The organism is Vibrio sp. Y29_XK_CS5, from assembly GCF_024181835.1.
Lineage (GTDB): Bacteria > Pseudomonadota > Gammaproteobacteria > Enterobacterales > Vibrionaceae > Vibrio > Vibrio harveyi.
The window spans coordinates 50,407-69,500 of sequence record NZ_JAMZAM010000003.1; the positions used below are offsets into that span (position 1 = coordinate 50,407).

Annotated in this window: 15 protein-coding genes; 13 read left to right on the forward strand and 2 right to left on the reverse strand. The window is 43.0% G+C overall.

What is annotated here, in order from left to right:
- Positions 1 to 371: 371 nt before the first annotated feature.
- From ftnA to NL647_RS14200, 7 genes are all read left to right on the forward strand, one after another.
- Entirely contained in the window at positions 372 to 899 is a 528-nt protein-coding gene (gene ftnA, locus NL647_RS14170; RefSeq protein ID WP_005434576.1) for a non-heme ferritin, read from the forward strand.
- Positions 900 to 989: 90 nt separating this feature from the next.
- Positions 990 to 1,313, forward strand: coding sequence for a universal stress protein UspB (gene uspB / locus NL647_RS14175; protein ID WP_005448571.1), 324 nt, complete (start codon positions 990 to 992; stop codon positions 1,311 to 1,313).
- A gap of 154 nt (positions 1,314 to 1,467) precedes the next feature.
- Entirely contained in the window at positions 1,468 to 2,661 is a 1,194-nt protein-coding gene (locus NL647_RS14180; protein ID WP_253650319.1) for an NAD(P)/FAD-dependent oxidoreductase, read from the forward strand.
- 122 nt (positions 2,662 to 2,783) lie between these two features.
- Positions 2,784 to 3,611, forward strand: a complete 828-nt coding sequence (locus NL647_RS14185; RefSeq protein WP_253650320.1) for a TnsA endonuclease N-terminal domain-containing protein — start codon at positions 2,784 to 2,786, stop codon at positions 3,609 to 3,611.
- The gene (locus NL647_RS14190) at positions 3,580 to 5,760 is read left to right on the forward strand and encodes a transposase (RefSeq protein ID WP_253650321.1); all 2,181 of its coding nucleotides are present in this window, start codon (positions 3,580 to 3,582) and stop codon (positions 5,758 to 5,760) included. Before NL647_RS14185 ends, NL647_RS14190 begins: the two co-directional genes overlap by 32 nt.
- Entirely contained in the window at positions 5,750 to 7,201 is a 1,452-nt protein-coding gene (locus tag NL647_RS14195) for an ATP-binding protein (protein WP_253650322.1), read from the forward strand. The genes NL647_RS14190 and NL647_RS14195 overlap by 11 nt, the downstream gene beginning before the upstream one ends.
- Positions 7,202 to 7,207: 6 nt before the next feature.
- Positions 7,208 to 8,620 carry a TnsD family transposase gene (locus tag NL647_RS14200; RefSeq protein WP_253650323.1) on the forward strand — a complete coding sequence of 471 codons (1,413 nt, stop codon included), beginning with the start codon at positions 7,208 to 7,210 and terminating at the stop codon, positions 8,618 to 8,620.
- An 11-nt stretch (positions 8,621 to 8,631) separates the two neighbouring features.
- Here NL647_RS14200 and NL647_RS14205 read toward each other — a convergent pair whose 3' ends face one another.
- Positions 8,632 to 9,552, reverse strand: coding sequence for an S-4TM family putative pore-forming effector (locus NL647_RS14205; protein WP_253650324.1), 921 nt, complete (start codon positions 9,550 to 9,552; stop codon positions 8,632 to 8,634).
- A 3-nt stretch (positions 9,553 to 9,555) separates the two neighbouring features.
- Positions 9,556 to 10,545: a nucleotidyltransferase gene (locus tag NL647_RS14210; RefSeq protein WP_253650325.1), complete on the reverse strand. Its 990-nt coding sequence runs from the start codon at positions 10,543 to 10,545 to the stop codon at positions 9,556 to 9,558.
- Positions 10,546 to 10,667: 122 nt separating this feature from the next.
- Between NL647_RS14210 and NL647_RS14215 the strand changes: the two genes are divergently transcribed.
- The 6 genes from NL647_RS14215 to NL647_RS14240 are packed head-to-tail and all read left to right on the forward strand — an operon-like array spanning position 10,668 to position 19,093.
- Positions 10,668 to 11,270: a restriction endonuclease subunit S gene (locus tag NL647_RS14215; RefSeq protein WP_253650326.1), complete on the forward strand. Its 603-nt coding sequence runs from the start codon at positions 10,668 to 10,670 to the stop codon at positions 11,268 to 11,270.
- 10 nt (positions 11,271 to 11,280) lie between these two features.
- Positions 11,281 to 12,798 (forward strand): type I restriction-modification system subunit M, encoded by a 1,518-nt coding sequence (locus NL647_RS14220; RefSeq protein WP_253650327.1) that lies wholly within the window; start codon positions 11,281 to 11,283, stop codon positions 12,796 to 12,798.
- On the forward strand, positions 12,788 to 14,035 hold the full coding sequence (locus NL647_RS14225; protein WP_253650328.1) for a restriction endonuclease subunit S: 1,248 nt from the start codon (positions 12,788 to 12,790) through the stop codon (positions 14,033 to 14,035). Before NL647_RS14220 ends, NL647_RS14225 begins: the two co-directional genes overlap by 11 nt.
- A complete protein-coding gene (locus tag NL647_RS14230; RefSeq protein ID WP_253650329.1) occupies positions 14,029 to 15,324 on the forward strand; it encodes an AAA family ATPase in 1,296 nt (431 codons plus the stop codon). Before NL647_RS14225 ends, NL647_RS14230 begins: the two co-directional genes overlap by 7 nt.
- A complete protein-coding gene (locus NL647_RS14235; protein ID WP_253650330.1) occupies positions 15,321 to 15,806 on the forward strand; it encodes a hypothetical protein in 486 nt (161 codons plus the stop codon). Before NL647_RS14230 ends, NL647_RS14235 begins: the two co-directional genes overlap by 4 nt.
- Positions 15,803 to 19,093: a type I restriction endonuclease subunit R gene (locus NL647_RS14240; RefSeq protein ID WP_253650331.1), complete on the forward strand. Its 3,291-nt coding sequence runs from the start codon at positions 15,803 to 15,805 to the stop codon at positions 19,091 to 19,093. Before NL647_RS14235 ends, NL647_RS14240 begins: the two co-directional genes overlap by 4 nt.
- Position 19,094 lies beyond the last annotated feature (1 nt).

Sequence of the window (19,094 nt, forward strand, 5' to 3'; positions counted from 1 at the left end):
GATAATTTTGCTGAAGTGATCTCATATCAATATCGTAGGTACAAAGTGTTGCCACAGTAATCATGTTATAGTGGCGTTATACCCAAGTGACTTCAAGACGTGGGATTCAGAGCTTTGTCACTGATTCGAGCGCAAGGAAAACATTGCAGCGTAATAGTTCGCTCTTACCAAAATGTTTGACGAAGAGATCGGTTCAGTGACAAGCTCCCAAAGGGCGAGTTATCTTGGCTTGCAAACATTGTTGACGATTATTGATTTAGAACCACTAGATCTTCAAACCGTCGCCTCGTCTGCAAACCAAGCTATTCTCGCTGAACCCACCCATCTTGAGGTTACTTGGGTATATTGCATGCACATAAATAGGAGTTAACATGCTGTCTCAAACTATGGTTGAACAATTGAATGAGCAAATTAACCTAGAATTTTTCTCATCCAATCTATACTTACAAATGAGTGCTTGGTGTGAAGACAAAGGTTTTGAAGGTGCGGCTGAATTTTTACGCGCTCACGCCGTAGAAGAAATGGAGCACATGCAACGTCTTTTCACTTATGTAAGTGAAACTGGCTCAATGCCAATCCTAGGTGCAATTGAAGCACCTAAGCATGACTTTGCTAGCCTTGGCGATGTTTTCCGTGAAACCTACGAACATGAGCAAATGATCACGGAAAAGATCAACAAATTGGCGCATGTTGCATTTACAAGCCAAGACTACTCAACGTTTAACTTCCTACAGTGGTACGTGGCTGAACAGCACGAAGAAGAGAAGTTGTTTAAAGGGATTTTAGATAAGATCGAATTAGTTGGTGAAGACGGTAAGGCATTGTTCTTCATCGATAAAGATCTAGCACAAATGGCAAAAGAAGGTTCATCTTCAATTATGGGTGCTCCAGCTGCATAACGTGTTCCCGACGCGGTAAGCAGCGGGTTAAGGACGAAGCATTGATCGTCTTTATCTCTTGAGCATCGTTGAAGATGTAGGGAGGAAAAGATGATCAGTGGAGACACAATCTTATTTGCGCTAATGGTAGTAACGGGAGTAAACATGGTCCGTTATCTCACCGCTCTTCGTTCTTTAATTTACATCATGCGTGAAGCGCATCCTTTGCTTTATCAGCAAGTGGATGGCAATGGATTTTTCACCACCCATGGTAACGTCACCAAACAGGTGCGACTGTACCATTACATTAAGAGTAAAGAGTATCACCATCATCACGATGAGATCTTTACTGGCAAATGCGAAAGGGTGCGCGGATTATTCATTTTATCGACCGCTTTACTTGGTGTGACCCTACTGGCTGCCTTCATTCTTTAAGCCAGCAAGCTGTGCTTGGAATTTAAGCGCTTTTCCCACTCGACTTTTGTCGTTAGAATAGCGCCCGCAGAAAGCAAGGATGTGCATTACGCACATCCTTTTTTATTTTTGGATTTTGGACAAACCAATCTAAATAAGTAATTGAGCGTTACCCATGAGTAAGAAATTTGATGTTGTTGTAATCGGCGCAGGTGCGGCGGGTTTGATGTGTGCAGCAGAAGCAGGCAAACGCGGACGCAGTGTGCTCGTACTGGATCATGCGAAAAAGCCAGGACGTAAAATCCTTATCTCAGGCGGTGGTCGTTGTAACTTCACTAACTACGACGTCTCAGCGAGCAACTACTTATGTCAAAACCCACACTTCGTGAAGTCGGCGTTGTCTCAGTACACCAACTGGGACTTTATCTCGATGGTCAGCAAGCATGGCATCGAGTTTGAAGAGCGCGATCACGGACAGTTGTTCTGTGTTGATGCGTTTACTGCAAAAGACATCGTTAAGATGCTTCTAGCAGAATGCGACATGCCAAACATCCAACAACGCTACCAATGTGATGTACATTCGATCAAGAAAACCGATGCGGGCTTCCGTCTGCATGCTGGTACTGAAAACATCGAATGTGAATCTTTGGTGGTAGCAACGGGCGGTCTGTCGATGCCTAAACTGGGCGCGACGCCATTCGGCTACAAGATTGCGGAGCAGTTTGAGATCCCGGTGATTACCACTACAGCAGGTCTGGTGCCATTTACGCTGCATAAAGAAGACAAAGAAGATTTCGCAGAACTATCGGGCATCGCGATCCCGGCAGAAATCACCGCGCAAGACGGCACTATGTTCAAAGAAGCATTGCTGTTTACTCACCGTGGCTTGTCGGGTCCATCGGTACTGCAGATCTCGTCATTCTGGAAAGCGGGTCAGAAGGTGACGATCAACCTCGTACCAAACGACGATATCGCTGAACTACTAGAACGCAGCCGCGAGAAGCATCCAAACCAATCGTTGAAGAACACGCTTGCAAAAGTGCTACCAAAGCGTTTGGTTGAAGTGCTGATTGAACGTAAAGAATTAGCAGACAAACCTCTTAAGCAGTTCAACCAGAAAGAGATGGCAACCATCGTTGAGCGTCTAGAAAGCTGGGCAGTAGCACCAAACGGTACGGAAGGTTACCGCACTGCAGAAGTGACCCTAGGCGGCGTAGATACCGATCACCTGTCTTCAAAAACCATGGAATGTAAGAACATCAAAGGTTTGTACTTCATCGGTGAAGTGATGGACGTAACCGGCTGGTTAGGTGGCTATAACTTCCAATGGTGCTGGTCGAGCGGCTTTGTTGCTGGTCAGTGGGTGTAACTGTTTTGGAACAATAAAGTTTGTACACTGTCGATAAAGTTTGTACAAAGCCCCATTTTGGAATAATAAAGTTTGTACACTAGGCTATAATATACTGTATCGAATTGGATTGAGTATATGTTGTGGCTGGACGAAGAAAACTTGAGAAGCTCGCCGACTTCAAGCGAGCTTTGAAACAGAATTATGGTTTAGGTGAGGGAGCCAGTTATACACCTTGGATAAGAGTTCAAGATGTTAAATCTCATGGTCATAGCGGTAAGATTGAAGGAATAAAGTCAGGTCGAAGTCACCATACCCTATCGGAACAAGAGTCGTGTTTTTTCTACTTGGCTGAGTTTTCTGATTCAGTTATAGATATTCGGGAGCAGTTTCCTTTGCTTCCCCTCTCCCTCTCATTAAAAATCGCTCAATCACTTGGTATTGAGCACCCTAAACACCCTGCCACTAAAGATCCTGTCATCATGACCACTGATTTCCTTTTAACCTGTAGTGATGGTCAAAGGGTTTGGTATGAAGCTGTATGTGTTAAACCAAGAGAAAAACTGTCTGACAAAAGAACAGCCGAAAAACTAGATATAGAGCGGGTGTGGTGGGAGTTGCTTGGCGTCCCTTTTCACATATTTTACCTATCGGAGCTTAATCAGATTAAGTCCAAGAATATTCAATGGATTACAGACACTAAACGCAAGAAATACCCATCAACACCGAATGAATTTAGAGATGTGGCTAAACGTCTGTTGATGATCGGAACTATGCAATTGAATGAAATCTGTGAAACATTTTCTCATGAAATTGGCATTTCGCAAGATGATGCCTTGATGTTGTTAAAGTCTCTGTTGGCTGACAAAGAAGTAACAGTTGACCTGTCTCGCCCTATCGTCCTATCAGGGATGATTGAAATCATGGAAATCAAGATAGATGGAACTTCAAAGCAACATGCAGCAAGTTGAGCTAAATAGTGTTTGGCAAATTGAAAGCTTGGATGGTCTCAATGATGGCCTATACCGAGTTTTACAGCAGCATACAGCGGATCGCATTATCATCTTGTTTCCTTTGGTCGAATCAAAGGCTTTGCAACGGCCGATCAAACTAGCTTTTGATCTTTTTAGTGAGGCAATCAAAGTCGGTAAAGCTCAGCAAAGCCTGTATGAATTGCCTTATTACCAATTGCAATCTGAAGATGATATTTCAGAGAGTCATCTCGCCAAAAGAAATGAGAAATACTCACTGATCGTAGACTTAGTTTCTTCTTCTGACTTTTTGCTCAATCTAGTTGATCAACCTCGCAGTGCCTTGGCTTCTCAGCACGCAAAGGCGAACAACACATATGTGCAGAATATATATAGAGCGCTGAATCTCTACTGGAAGTATGGCCAAGAGAGAAATGCACTTTTACCAAGCTACAAGAACTCAGGAGGGAGAGGGAAAACTAGGGCTGCTGGTAAAGTAAAACGTGGCTCACCAGTACAGTTATCAAGTCCTAGTATCGATGCTCCTATAGGTGTGAATACTACCGAAGCTGATAAGGCTCTGTTTCTTAAGGCAATGAAGCGGTTCGGTCTCAAAGGTGAAAAAATCCGATACAGCCGAGTCTATGACAAAATGCTCAAAGAATACTATGCAGATGAGTTAATCGCTTCGGAATCTGAGTCTAGAGATGCAAGGGTGCCAAATTATAGAGCATTTGTTTATTGGGTTAAGAAACTAATCCCAGCACATACATTGATTCGTAAGCAGACCAATCAGGGTGATTTTGAGCGAAATAGACGTAGTTTGAAGGGGGCTGCGACTGATCATACAGAAGTTCCTGGTAGTTGCTTTGAACTTGATGCAACGGTTTTAGATGTTCATATTGTTTCGGACTTTCAGAGGAATCATGTTTTAGGTAGACCAACAGTTTACTGTGTGGTGGATAAAGAGAGTCGGATGATTGTTGGGCTTCATGTTTCAATGGAGTACGCTTCATGGAGAGCGGGACGACAGGCTTTAATTAACAGTTTTACTTCAAAGAAAGGGTATTGTGCTGAGTTTGGTATTGAAATAGGTGAAACGGATTGGCCTTGTCATCACATCCCTCAGCGGCTGCTTTGTGATCGAGGTGAGTTCATTTGCCAAGATGCCGAGAACCTCGCGGTACCACTGATTGGTCACTTGAGTATTGCGCCGCCTTACCGAGCTGAGTTGAAAGGGATAGTTGAGCATCGTTTCAAGATTTTGAATGAAAAGCTAGTTCATGAGCTGTTGGGGACAACTAAGGGACGACACTACATTAGAGGAGATAGAGATCCAAGATTAGATGCAGCATTAACACTTAGGGACGTAACTAAGCTACTTATTGATGCAGTATTGGAGCATAACAGCTCAATATTTAAAGACTTGGCCAAGCAGAGCACGTTACTTATAGAATCAGGGCTTCCTCCAACCCCCTTTAACTATTGGAATCTACATGTGAAAGCGCAGAAACATGCTTTGAGTAGAGCAGATGAAGCGCATGTTCGGGCTCGTCTTTTACCTGCCACTAAAGTAACCATGACGGGTAAAGGTATTAGACTCAATGACCAAATGTACTATGACTCGGGTCACCCTAGTTTTGATAATTGGAAGGTCATTGCTAGAAATCATGGGTCATGGCCTCTCGATGCACTGATTGATCATGATAACTCTAGCTTTATATATGTCAGGCTTGAAGAAGAAAGCGGTTTTACACGCTGTAAGTTGATGAAAGAATCAGCTAACTTTTCCCATAGGCACCAAGCAGATATTTTGTATTTTGAAGATTGGCTTAAATTAGAGCAGAAAAAAGCCAGACCAACAGCGAAGTCGATTGAGCGTCACCAGAGAAGAAATCAGACTATCCAAAATGCAAAAGAGGAAGCAGCATTAGCTCCATCACTTAGCTCGAAATCTGAGAGAACAAAGGGCATGAAAGCGAGAAGGCGAGAAGCTATTCTCGCACAAAGACTTGAGGATGGTGGCACTCAATCTAGTCTGACAGAGCAGAATATGGAATCTGGTTCATCGGGTGAGTATATTGATAATAAAAAGAAAAAAGTAATATCGATGCTAAAGCGAAAAAAGGTTAATGATAATGAGATGTGAAAACGCTAGCTACCATGAAGCCATTTTGCCAGAGCACCGAGGTAACCCTTTAATCGAAGCTTTACCACCCAAAGTGGGTGATTCTGAATTAGTTGTAAAGTTAAGTAATTATCCTGAACGAAACCTTGATGAAACGAAATTAGAAGAGATTGAAAGGTTAGAGTACCTTACTCGATTGAAAGAGCTGAGGCAGCCTCTTCCACTCTATTTGGATGTCTTTAGGGCTATTGAAATGGCGATTAAGGAGGGATATTCAGCAAAAAACCCATTGTCACCAACGACGATGAATTACCTTCATTACTCATCTGATAGCCGTCCTGATGTTGAACCGAGAACAGGTTTTTTTAAACCGAAGGGCAGCGGTATAACAATCATCGGTGAAAGCGGTGTAGGAAAGACATGCATGCTTGAACAAGTGCTCAACTGCTTTCCAGATGTCATCGAACACCGATATTACCAGAATAAAGTATTAGCAATTCCGCAAGTTGTTTGGATTAAAGTAGATTGTCCTGATGACTCAAGTGTGAAGGGACTCTGCCATCGCATTTTAGAGCAAATCGATCGAAAACTAAGTCTTCCTCCAACTAAACCAGCGGGAACCATTGCTCTATTGTTAGAGCAAATTGAAGCTAAAATGAAATCCAGTTTTCTCGGTGTCCTTGTTATTGATGAGATGCAAAACCTAAATCTCGCCAAAGCTGGCGGTGCAGATCGACTTCTGGGATTCCTGCATAACTTAGTCAATAATCTAGGAATACCATTACTTTTTTGTGCCAACCCTCCGTTTGACACATTGTTAAGTAAAAGCTTTAAATCAGCCCGAAGAGCGGAAAGCAGTGGTTATTTCAACGTAGAACTAATGAAAAATGACGATGAATGGGAGTTGTTTGTTGATGAACTTTGGTGTTTACAGTGGACGAATGTTGCGACGCCATTGACCCCTAGCTTGAGTAATAGACTTTACTCGTTGTCTGCTGGGAATATGGACTTGGCTGTTCGCATTTACTACGCCGCTCAAAAAGCCATTATAGGTTCATCTGATGAGAGGATTACTGAAGAGGTACTTGAGCTTGGCGCTAGTATAGCCGTACGCCTGACGAAAACACTTACGGAAGAGCTGAGGAAAAAGCAAAGGATCTCTATCTTAAAAAGAAATAGAGAAGGAAGAAACTCAGATCCTAATGGTGATATAGGTGAGGGCCACACGCAGAAAGAAGTCGTTAAAACACAGTCTAAGCCCGTGACAATTCCAGGAGACCTTACTCGTCCACACCACCCAGAGTTTGCTGAAGCATTAACTGAAGTTGGGCTAGCTGAAGATTTGATAGATAGGGTCTTGGATACCTCTCTTATTCAACGAGCAGCCCAGGATAGTGACCTGATTGAAAGCCTTCGTTATTCGGGCTTGTTATGTGATGACCCTTTAGAAACGTTTAGTTAGTTCAGTATGTTTGTTACACGCGCATTTGATGATGAGTTACTCTTTGGACGATTAGTTCGTCATTTTTGTTTATTAGGTGAGTCTTCAAGCCAATTTACTGAAAAAGTTTTAGCGTCTTCTAGGCATACGTTTCACCCTACGTTGACTGTAGGGGTATCGAAGCTATCCTCGTTACTAAGAGATAGCGAATCTAAGCTTCTATATGAGCAAACTCTTGCGCCACTCTTCTTCTTTTTTTTACCTCAGCACTCACACGAATTGCGAAAATCACTTCTGAATAATGATGGGAATAAGGCTTTGTGGGAAAGCCAGCTTGCTTCCTTTGGGCAAGGTAGTACAGTTTATCTAAAATGGTGCCATCAATGTGCTATTGAGGACATTTCCAATCATGGCGTTGCGTATTGGCACCGAAGTCATCAGATTTGTGGTATATCCACATGCTACAAGCATCGAGAGTTGCTGCAAGTAACTCGATTGAATTCAAGACAAAAGCTTGAACGAGGTTTGTTCCCTCCGCTAACAAGCCCACCTGAATCAAGCCCTTTAGACGTTGAGGTCAAGGTTGCCACCTATAGTTACAGCTTGTTAAAAATCTTGAGCAAGGAAATGAAGCCTTTTAATTGGGCGCAAGCATATCGTAATAGATTGGATGAGCTTGGGTATGTTACTCGTGGTAACCATATAAGAAGGCAAGTGCTCTTCAAAGACTTCTTTAACTATGCTCATCCGTTTGCTGATTATGGTGACAATCCGTTACCAAAGCATATTCGAGACTATAGATATTTATCAGAACTATTACTTTCGATGAGCAGCCATCACCCATTTCGACATCTTTTATTTGGTTCGTGGCTATTTGAGCGTGCAGAAGATATTTTTGACTATGATGTCGTGAAAACAACAGTTGTAACGCAGGAGACTGTTAGTAAAAGTAAAGATATAGAACGTCAATGTCTTGCACTACTAAAGCAAGGCGAATCAATGGCTGAGGTCTATCGTATCACAGGAAAAAGCCGCTCTTACTTAAAGCGGATAGCTTTGAAAAATGGCGTGCCGATCAAACTAAAGCCAAGAATGTTAACCAATGGCATCAAAGATAAGATAATTAAATTAGCAACTCTATCAATGCATAGAAAGAGTATTTCTGAAATCTGTGGTGTCGGTATCGGTTCGGTAGAGCAAGTGATCTCTAGTAAGAATGGGCTTGTTGAGTGGAGAAAGCGTTGTCACTTTGAGTCTAAGCGACGTCGATGTAGGTTGGAGCTATTGCGTTATGTTGCAGTCAATTCGTCGTCACTCAGACGGGATATTAAATCTAAGTGTAATGCTGCTTTCTTCTGGCTTTACCATCATGACAAAAAATGGCTTGAGGGGATATTGCCTCAAGCCACGAAGCCGATAGGGTTTGGTAAGTTTCTCTGAGTTGTACTTCCTTATAGAATGTCTTGATATCGTTTTACTAATTCTTTGGTATCAACGACCATATTCATCTCCATTTGACGCTGAGAATATTTGTATATCCACTCAAAAATTGGTGTTGCGGATTGACGGAAGTTTTGCCAAAAATTCATATGTTGTTCAGTCACCTCTTCTATTTCATCCTCTGATAACTTGCCAGTTACAATGTTTCGCCAAGAGGTGTGACATTCTTTAGTTAAGTCATTAGCGATGTTTAAATTTTGCCTATTTGTTATCCACTCATCTAAAAGTACGGAGATAAAGGGCGTAAATGGTGCAATAGTAAATATGATTGATTGGGAGATTGTGTAGTTCAGGAGTAGGGCTAAGACAATTGGACTCGCTATACTTGCTGCTAAAAGTGCAGTTAACAACGCTTGATACTTCTTACGAAGTTCACTTTCCCATGCAAAAGTTGAGTACGTTGCTATTACTTTTGCAACAGAGAACGGTACTGTGTCCAGTGAAGTCGACCACCAATTTTCAAGTTCCTGTTTGTCGCTTGGTGTTTTGCGAATCTGCTTCTGACTCAACTCAATGATTTTACTTCTTGGGAGTTCGATATGGGTGGGTCTTACGCCGACAGCTATAACTAAATAATCATGTAAACGTTGAAGTGTACAACCCATATTGATCCATTTGGTAACTTGCAGCTTACCAAAGCAGCCTGCGAAGACTGATGCTAGAAGTAAACTTACAACATAAGGTGTCGGATCTATCTCAGGGGTGCCGTTGGAAAAAATGTACGCTGACGCTACTGTTTGTGCGACAGCAAACAGCAATGTAGTTGACCATATTGCTGCTTTCCAAGCTTTTGCTTTTTTGTAGGCAAAGCGAAATGCTGTGCCGGCTTCAATGGCCTCAGTACTTTTCTGATTAGCTATGATATTTGTCATTTTTTATCCATATTGTGGGAAGTCGTTACCAAACACTTTGCGCCACTCTCCAATTGCTTTTTTGTGGTCTTCTTCTTTCTCAAACTCCCGCGCTGCTAGGGCTGTATTGAAATCTGTTTCCGCTTTTCGCGAAATTTTAGTCTTTTCGTCCCAAGATAAAGTGTTCAAATTTCCTTGAATTCCTTTTGGATCATTGACATTCCACCAAATGTTGTTCTTTATGTATTGAAGAACATTGATGATGTTGATGTCGACGAACAGGCTCGCCTCGCCTTTTTCCGCAAAGTAATTAAGAACCAAATTCTCTAAGAGATAAGACGGCATTGAAGGCATCGTCGCTCTACGTTGCCAGTATTTAATTGCTCGGATCGCATTAAGCACGTGACCACCACATTGCTGATTGATATCAGTGACTCGCTGTCGATCTAGTCTTGGGTCTGTCTTTATCCAGTGACCGTTGCCGTCAGGAATGATGTAAAAGGTTTTTCCATCGGCATCTTCAGTAGTAAAAAAAGCTGGAACGATGTCAAAGTTCCAGTCATAGCTTGTTAGTTTCAGCGTTGCTGCGTTTTGATTTCTGTGTAGTTCCGCTTTGCTATAGTGATTCAGCTCGGTCAATTTACTCACAAAGTGATTGATGACCTTACGTGAGTTGAGGCGAAATGAACTGTCATGGCGAAAGCTCTTATACTCAGGGGATTCGGTCGGTGTATTGATGTATATAGTGCCGTCAAAACTCTCCTCCCATGTACAGCCATTTGCCGACAGTGTGAAAATCATATCTATATCATCTAAGGGACGAATTTTCGTTCGTCTCGCAAAAGAACCAAAATTGATGTCCTTGTCACTGTAAAGTGGAAAGAAATCAGTTAGCCCTTTTACTTGCCCTTTCAAATAATCTCGGCTGGAACGCGCTGTGGTTGTTTTCTTACTATCAAGATTGACCTTGTCAGACATAAATTGATTAAACGCAGAATTTACAGTTGTCGGCATATACCCTCCATACATTTTTAGTGCATCACTAAAGATGATGCTATTTTTCTAGATTACGTTGACATTTCGTTCACCGTCAAGCATTATTTTTTGCATCACATGAAATGATGCAGGTTTGTTTTTTGCTTATAAGACTAAAAGAAATCGCGGTAGTTCGATCTGGCCATTCTTTCCGAGGTTCGATAGAAGAAGCCTTAAATGGGAATGGCTATGTCATTCAAACCAGAGATCAAAGTGCAGATGGGAAAATAAGTTGGTCGAAGCTTGTTCGTGCCGATGTTGCTGGGCGAAAAAATCCTGAATGGCTTCAAGACGGCGACGTAATATTTGCTGCGCGTGGAATAAGAAATCTTGCATCTTGGGTATCAGAAGACGATTTGAGAGCGCTAGCGTTACCAGTGATCTGCTCGCCGCACTATTTTCAGATTCGCTTAAACTCCACAATAGAGCTATTGCCGGAGTTTCTTGCATGGCAACTCAATCAATCGGTCGCACAACGTCATTTTCAGCAATCTGCCGAGGGTACAATGCAAGTGAGCATCCGCCGTTCGGTTTTAGAGGAAACGCCCATCACTATTCCGCCAATAGAAACGCAACAAAAGGTGGTGGCGTTAAGCCAGCGAGCACATCGAGAAAAACAAATATATCAAGAACTAATTGAGTTACGACGAATGGAGATGCAAGCCATCGCCAATCAAGTTTTAAACGAACAATCAAAAAAATAAGAGACAGAAAATGCCAAATTCTCCAATCAACCAAGATGAAATCAACAAAGCTGTCTGGTCGGCGTGCGATACGTTCCGTGGCACCGTAGATCCATCTATCTACAAAGACTTTATCTTGACCATGCTGTTCTTAAAATACATCTCAGATGTGCGCCAAGATAAAGTAGAAGAACTTACTAAACAGTTCGGTGACAACAAAGAGATGGTTGAAGCCATGCTTGCTAGCCAATCTTTCAAAATTCCAGCAGGTTCAACCTTCTGGGATTTATATGAAGCCCGTTTTGAAGCAGGTAATGGCTCTCGTATTGACCAAGCTTTACATGCGATTGAAGAAGCCAACGGCACCAAGCTAAAAGGCGTGTTCCAAGACATCAGCTTTAACACCGATAAACTGGGTGATGAAAAGCAAAAGAACGACATTCTACGCCACCTATTGGAAGACTTTGGTAAGCCAACCCTAAACCTACGCCCAAGCCGTGTTGGCTCGCTGGATGTGATTGGTAACGCCTACGAATACCTGATCAAACACTTTGCGGCTGGCAGCGGTAAATCGGCAGGTGAATTCTATACTCCGCCAGAGGTATCGGATCTGCTTTCTATCATCCTAGAGCCACAACAAGGTGACAGCATTTGTGACCCTGCATGTGGTTCAGGCTCACTGTTGATGAAGTGTGGTAAACAGGTTCAGAAGAACTTTGCAGGCTCTAAGCAGTACGCTCTGTTTGGTCAAGAAGCAATTGGCTCAACATGGTCATTGGCAAAAATGAACATGTTCCTACATGGCGAAGACAACCACCGCATTGAATGGGGCGACACCATTCGTAACCCTAAGCTACAAGATGCTAATGGTGGCTTACTGCACTTTGATGTCGTAACCGCAAACCCGCCATTCTCACTAGATAAATGGGGTCATGAAGACGCAGAAAGCGATCACTTTGGTCGTTTCCGCCGTGGCGTGCCACCAAAAACCAAAGGCGACTACGCATTCATCTCACACATGATTGAAACCCTAAAACCAGAGACGGGCAGAATGGGCGTGGTTGTGCCTCACGGCGTGCTATTCCGTGCATCAAGTGAAGGCAAAATCCGCCAACAATTGATTGAAGAAAACCTGCTAGATGCGGTGATCGGCTTACCTGAAAAACTATTCTTTGGTACAGGTATTCCTGCGGCAATCTTGATCTTCAAAAAGAAGAAAGACACCAACGATGTAATGTTCATTGATGCGTCGCGTGAGTTTAAATCTGGCAAAAACCAGAACGTACTGACGCAAGAAAACATCGACAAGATCGTGAAAACTTACCGCAGTGGCGACAACGTGGATAAGTACGCGTATGTAGCAACCCTCGATGAGATCCGTGAGAACGACTACAACCTCAATATCCCTCGCTACGTCGATACCTTTGAAGAAGAAGCGGAGATCGATTTGATGGCAGTACGTAGTGAACGTTTAGCGCTGCAAAGCGAGCTTGCGGATCTAGAAACGGAAATGGCGGGCTACCTAGAGGAGTTGGGTTATGGTGCCTAATGGGTGGGATAGAAAGCCGATCAAGGAACTATGTGAATCGATCATTGACTGTGTAAATAAAACGGCTAAGCACGTAGAGCATGAAACGCCATATAAGATGATTCGAACTACCAATGTACGAAATGGTCGAGTAGATGTTCACAATGTTAGATATGTAGAAGAAGATACATATAAACAGTGGATTCGCAGAGGAGCGCCGAAAGATGGAGATATCATCTTTACCCGTGAAGCTCCTGTAGGTGAAGCTGGCATTCTTGAAAATGCCCAAGGAATTTTCCTTGGCCAAAGAACAATGATGTATCGTTCTCACTCAGAAAAATCAGATAACCGTTTTCTGTTTTATTCACTGATGAGTGGATATTGCCAGAAACAAATTGAAGATTTTAGCAATGGTGGAACGGTTGCTCATATGCGTGTACCTGATTGTGGAGAGTTAATCATTAATACTCCACCACTCCCAGAACAGCGCAAAATCGCCCAAATCCTTTCAACATGGGATCGCGGGATTGCAACAACAGAAAAGCTGATTGATGCCAGCAAGCAGCAGAAAAAAGCCTTAATGCAGCAGTTATTGACGGGTAAAAAGCGTTTGATAGATTCTGAAACGGGTAAAGCGTATGAGGGGGAATGGGAAGAGGTAGAGCTTGGTAAAATCACGTCTATTTATGATGGTACACACTCAACACCAAAATATGTCGAAAAAGGTATTCCATTCTATAGTGTTGAACACTTAACTCGTGATGACTTTTCTAATACTAAGTTCATCACAGAAGAAGTATTTGAAAAAGAAAACAAACGTGTCAAGTTGGAACGTGATGATATTTTAATGACACGAATTGGTGATATTGGCACAGCTAAACACTTAAATTGGGATGTTTGTGCTTCTTTTTATGTAAGTTTAGCTTTAATCAAGGCAAATAAATCAAAGTTTAACTCTGCATATATGGGCTATTACATCAATTCACATGAGTTTCATCGAGAGTTGTATAAGCGAACGATTCACGTTGCTTTCCCTAAAAAAATCAACTTAGGTGAAATAAATCACTGTAAGGTATTGCTTCCTAGCATTAGTGAACAACAAAAAATTGCCTTTGTTCTAACCGCTGCCGACAAAGACATCGAGTTGTTAGAAGCCAAACTTGCACACTTGAAGCAAGAGAAAAAAGCGTTGATGCAGCAGTTGTTGACAGGCAAGCGTCGCGTGAAAGTTGATGAAATGGAGGAGGTAACATGCTGAGCCAAATTCAGGTTAAAAAATTTAAGAGCTATCAAGAACAGGTGCTTCACCTTTCACCTTTGACTCTTATGATTGGTGCGAATGCCTCAGGGAAAAGTAACGCGTTGGAAGCGTTTCGCTTTCTTGCGTGGCTTGCACAAGGGCAGAAACTGTCAGTTTTAAAGCACCGAGTCGATGATTCTGAGCAAATCTTGCGTGGGCAAGTGAAAGATTTGGGTTACTTGGGGGCGAAAGCATTCTCTTTGGGATGTATGACCGATGATGAGGTGTGGAATCATTTTGAGGTTGAAATTTCTCTACGTGATGATGAGTTACATATTTCACAAGAAAGCATCAACTCACCAAAAGAGAGTTTTCCTCTTTATAAAATTGCTCAACCATCTTCAGGTTTAGGAACTGATATACGCATTGCATACAATAACTTCGCTCGTGGTGGCAAAAAGCCTCAAGTTCCAGGAACGGATCAAATCACCGTTTTGAGCCAACTGGCTTCTTCCGCCATGTTTGAATCTGGCCATAAGAAAGCGCAAAAAGAGATCCCAATGGTCACTGAGCAGTTTCAAAAACTGCTTTCTAACACGCTCTTTCTTGATCCTGTCCCCGCATTAATGCGGGGGGATAGCTTTCCTGAACGTTCGCTGAGAGGGGATTGTGCGAACTTGTCTGGCGTGCTTTATACACTCTGGAAAGAGGAGAGTATGCGCGCGGTAATTGTGGACTTTATCAAAAGTTTGCCAGAGCAAGATGTGAAAGACATTTCGTTCTTTGAAGATCGCCGAGGTCAGGTATCGCTTGAACTTGTAGAGAGTTTTGGTGATGAAGAGCGTACTTGGTCGGTAGAGCTATTATCGGATGGTACACTGAGAGTGTTGGCTATAGCTGCAGCATTACTTTCGGCACCTGAAGGCTCGACGGTGGTGATTGAAGAAGTGGATAACGGTGTTCATCCATCTCGTGCAAAACAGCTGCTATCGACCATGCGTGAGCAGGCACAGAAACGTAATGTTCGGCTTTTGCTGTCTACGCATAACCCTGCCCTAATGGATGCTCTGCCCGATTCAGCGCTCGGTGATGTGGTGTTTTGTTATCGTAACTCTAAGAGTGGTGATAGTGAGCTGATGAGATTGTCAGACCTAAACGATTATCCAGGTTTAGTTGCCCAAGGACCTCTCGGTGAATTGGTGACCAACGGTATCGTGGATCGCTTTGTAAAGTCACCGGTGACACCTGAAGAGAAAAAACAAAATGCACTAGATTGGTTGGCTAAGATGCAAGGAGAGGATGAATGAGCTCTGTTTGTATCATAGACACGTCGGTCTTTCTGAATCTATTAAATGTTCCTAGAAAGAACCAAGATAAAGAAACTGTTATATCGTCCTTCCAAGATTATGTAGAGTTGGGGGTAACATTTATCTTGCCAATGGCCACCATTATCGAGACAGGAAATCATATTGCACAAAATGGTGATGGTGGAATAAGACGTAAAACAGCTGAGAGATTTTGTTCGGCGGTAAAGGGAGCATTCACAGGATCTGCACCTTATCAGCCGAGTGAATTTCCAAATTCAGCAGAGGTTTTAACTTGGCTAGACAGCTACCCACAACACGCTGGAGCGAGCAAATCAGCGACAAAACAGAATGAGGGTACTAGTTTTGGTGATTTAAGTATCATTGAAGAGTTTAACAAGTGCATTGAAAAATTCTCTAATCGTGAAGTTTTCATCTGGTCTCTTGATAGTGATTTAGCTGCCTATCATCGAGGTCAGCCATGAGTTCTCCACATTTACCGAACTACCGTGAAGAACAAAGCGCAAAAATCCCAGCGCTAACCTTACTCACCAACCTTGGTTATCAGTTCATTCCGCCGAGTGAATGCATGGCGATGCGGGGCAACAAAACCACGGTGATTCTGCCGCAGGTTTTGCGCAAAGTCTTAAGCTTTAAAACCTATTCATTCATGGGTAAAGAACTTCATTTATCACAAGCGGCAATTGATAAAATCGTACAAGAGCTGGCTAACCCTGCGATGAATGAAGGGCTAAAAGCCGCCAATGAAAAGCTCTATAACGCCTTAACTTACGGCATTAGCGTCACTGAGTTTGTTGATGGTAAAAAAGCCAACCCAACCATTCAAATCATTGATTGGGACACGCCTGAAAACAACCAATTTCATTTCACCGAAGAGATGGAGGTTGATAACGCCCGTGGTACAGGTAAACGCATTCCTGACGTAGTCTGTTTCGTTAATGGCTTGCCGTGGGTAGTGATCGAGGCAAAACGTCCTGATAGCATTATCAATGGAAAACCCACCATCACCGAAGGTATTTCGCAAAACATCCGCAACCAAAAGGTGGATGAAATTCCTCACCTGTTTGCTTACAGCCAACAGTTGTTGTCCATTAATGGGCATGATGGCTTATACGGTACGTGCGGCACACCTGAGAAGTTCTGGGCGAAATGGAAAGAAGAAGACATCACCGAAAGCACCTTTGAACGCCTTAAGAACACGCCACTAAGTGACGCGCAACTTAATGCGATTTTCAACCATCGTACGCCAGCGATTAAAGACGAATATCTATCACTGATCGCAGGTGGTGATTTGGTGGTGACAGATCAAGACCGCTTATTGGTGTCCTTGCTGCGCCATGACCGCCTACTAGAGTTAACCCGTTTATTCACATTGTTTGATAAAAAAGCGGGCAAGATTGTTGCGCGTTATCAGCAAGTGTTTGGTATCAAAGCCTTAGTGGAACGCATCACCTCTTTTGATGACAAAGGCGCACGTAATGGCGGTGTGATCTGGCATACCACAGGTTCAGGCAAATCATTCACTATGGTATTTTTGTCAAAAGCCCTGATTTGGCTAAAAGAGTTAGCCAAATGCCGCGTTGTGGTTGTGACTGACCGTGTGGATTTAGAAGATCAGCTTGCTCGCACCTTTGCCTCTGGTGGCGCACTGTCAGATAAAGACAAAAAAGATGCGATGGCAACCACTGGCAAACGCCTTGCAGAGCAAATCGGTAAAGGCAATGAGCGTATCATCTTCTCGATCATCAACAAGTTTGGTACGGCGATTAACCTACCAGAATGCTACAACGATAGCCCTGACATTATCGTATTAGTGGATGAGGGACACCGTAGCCAAAACGGTGAAAACAACATCCGAATGCAACAAGCCTTGCCAAAAGCCGCTTACATCGGTTTTACAGGTACGCCTCTGCTGCAAGACGATAAAACCGAGAACAAGTTCGGTAAGATCATCCACTCTTACACCATGCAGCAAGCTGTCGAAGATGGCACTGTTACGCCGTTGTTGTACGAAGAGCGTAAACCTGATCTGAGCACCAACGACAAAGCCATTGATGCATGGTTTGACCGTATTACCGATACCCTATCGGAAAAGCAACGCAGCGATCTAAAACGTAAGTTCGCTCAAAAAGGTCAGATCTATCAAACAGAAGGGCGTTTAGAGTTAATCGCGCACGATATTTCTGATCATTTCCAGAACTTCAAGCAACAAGGATTGAAAGGGCAATTGGCGTGTGACTCTAAAGCTTCAGCAATTCGCTATAAGAAGCTGTTAGACCAAATAGGTAAAGTGACTTCAGTTGTAGCGATGTCGCCACCCGATACTCGTGAGGGACATGATAGCGTTGATAGTGAAAGTACCGATTTAGTACAAAATTGGTGGAAAGCCAATGTCATCGATAAAGGCTGGTCAGACGAAAAAGCCTATACCAAGCATATCGTCCAAGAATTTGAAAAGGATGAAGGTCCTGACATTATGATCGTGGTAGATAAACTGCTAACGGGCTTTGATGAGCCTAAAAACACGGTGCTCTATATCGACAAGCCTTTAAAACAGCACAACCTTATTCAAGCCATTGCACGGGTTAACCGCCTACACAGCAAAAAGCAGTTCGGTTATTTGATTGATTATCGTGGCATCCTCAAAGAACTGGACATCACCATTGAGAAGTACCAAGACTTGGCTGAACGTACCCAAGGCGGTTTTGATATTGACGATCTCAAAGGTTTATATAACCGCATGGATACCGAATACAAGAAGTTACCAGGTTTGTATGATGACCTATGGGCTATTTTTTCTGGAGTGAAGAACAAGCAAGATGGTCAAGCACTGCGTCAGGTATTAGCTCCAAAAATTGATACCATTTACACAAACGACAGCGATGGTCAGCTAACTGATACTAACTTAAAGCTGCGTAATGATTTTTATGATGCGCTGACTGCGTTTGCTAACTGCTTAAAAGTAGCTCTGCAATCGGCTACTTACTTTGAAGATAAGAGCTTTGATGATAAGCGTCAGCTTTATAAAAACACGTTGAAATCCATGAGCCAACTGCGCCAACAAGTACGTGCTGATGCAGAGGAAACCGTGGACTACGACGAGTATTCAGAAAATATTCGCGCCATGTTAGACAAGCACATTGCAGGTGTGTCGATTGAAGAGCCAGAAGGCGCTTATCTGGTTGGTAACATGGGTAAAGATGCCAAACCAGAGCAAATGACCGATGATGAAGCCAATAACAAAAAGGATGTCATCACAGGTCGTGTAACCAAGATGATTGAGCAAGATTTGGCGGATGATCCGTATGCGCAAGAGTATTTCTCTAACTTGTTAAAGCAAGCCATCGAAAAAACCAAGGAGATGTTTGACAGCCCTGTAAAACAGTACCTTCTGTTTGCGGACTTCGAGCAGCAGGTTAAAGATCGAGAGGTAGCTGGAATGCCGACTGATCGCTTTGCAGAACTTGATCCTAAAATCAAACGTCATGTTCAAGCCTACTTTGGTCTGTTCTTAAAAGTATTAGGAGAGCCGTTACCTCTAACCGAAGAGCAATGCTTTCAGTATGCGTTAGACATTGATGGCATTGTGCGTAAGGCGGTTGCCGAGTTTTCAATTAACCCATCAGAGATTGAAAACCAAATTCGTTTAGGGCTGCTGCCACTTCTGTTTAATGATGTTGGTATCGATAAAGCGCAAGCCATTATTACGGATGTCATTCAAATCACTCGCCTTGGTTTGTCAGGTCACTAAG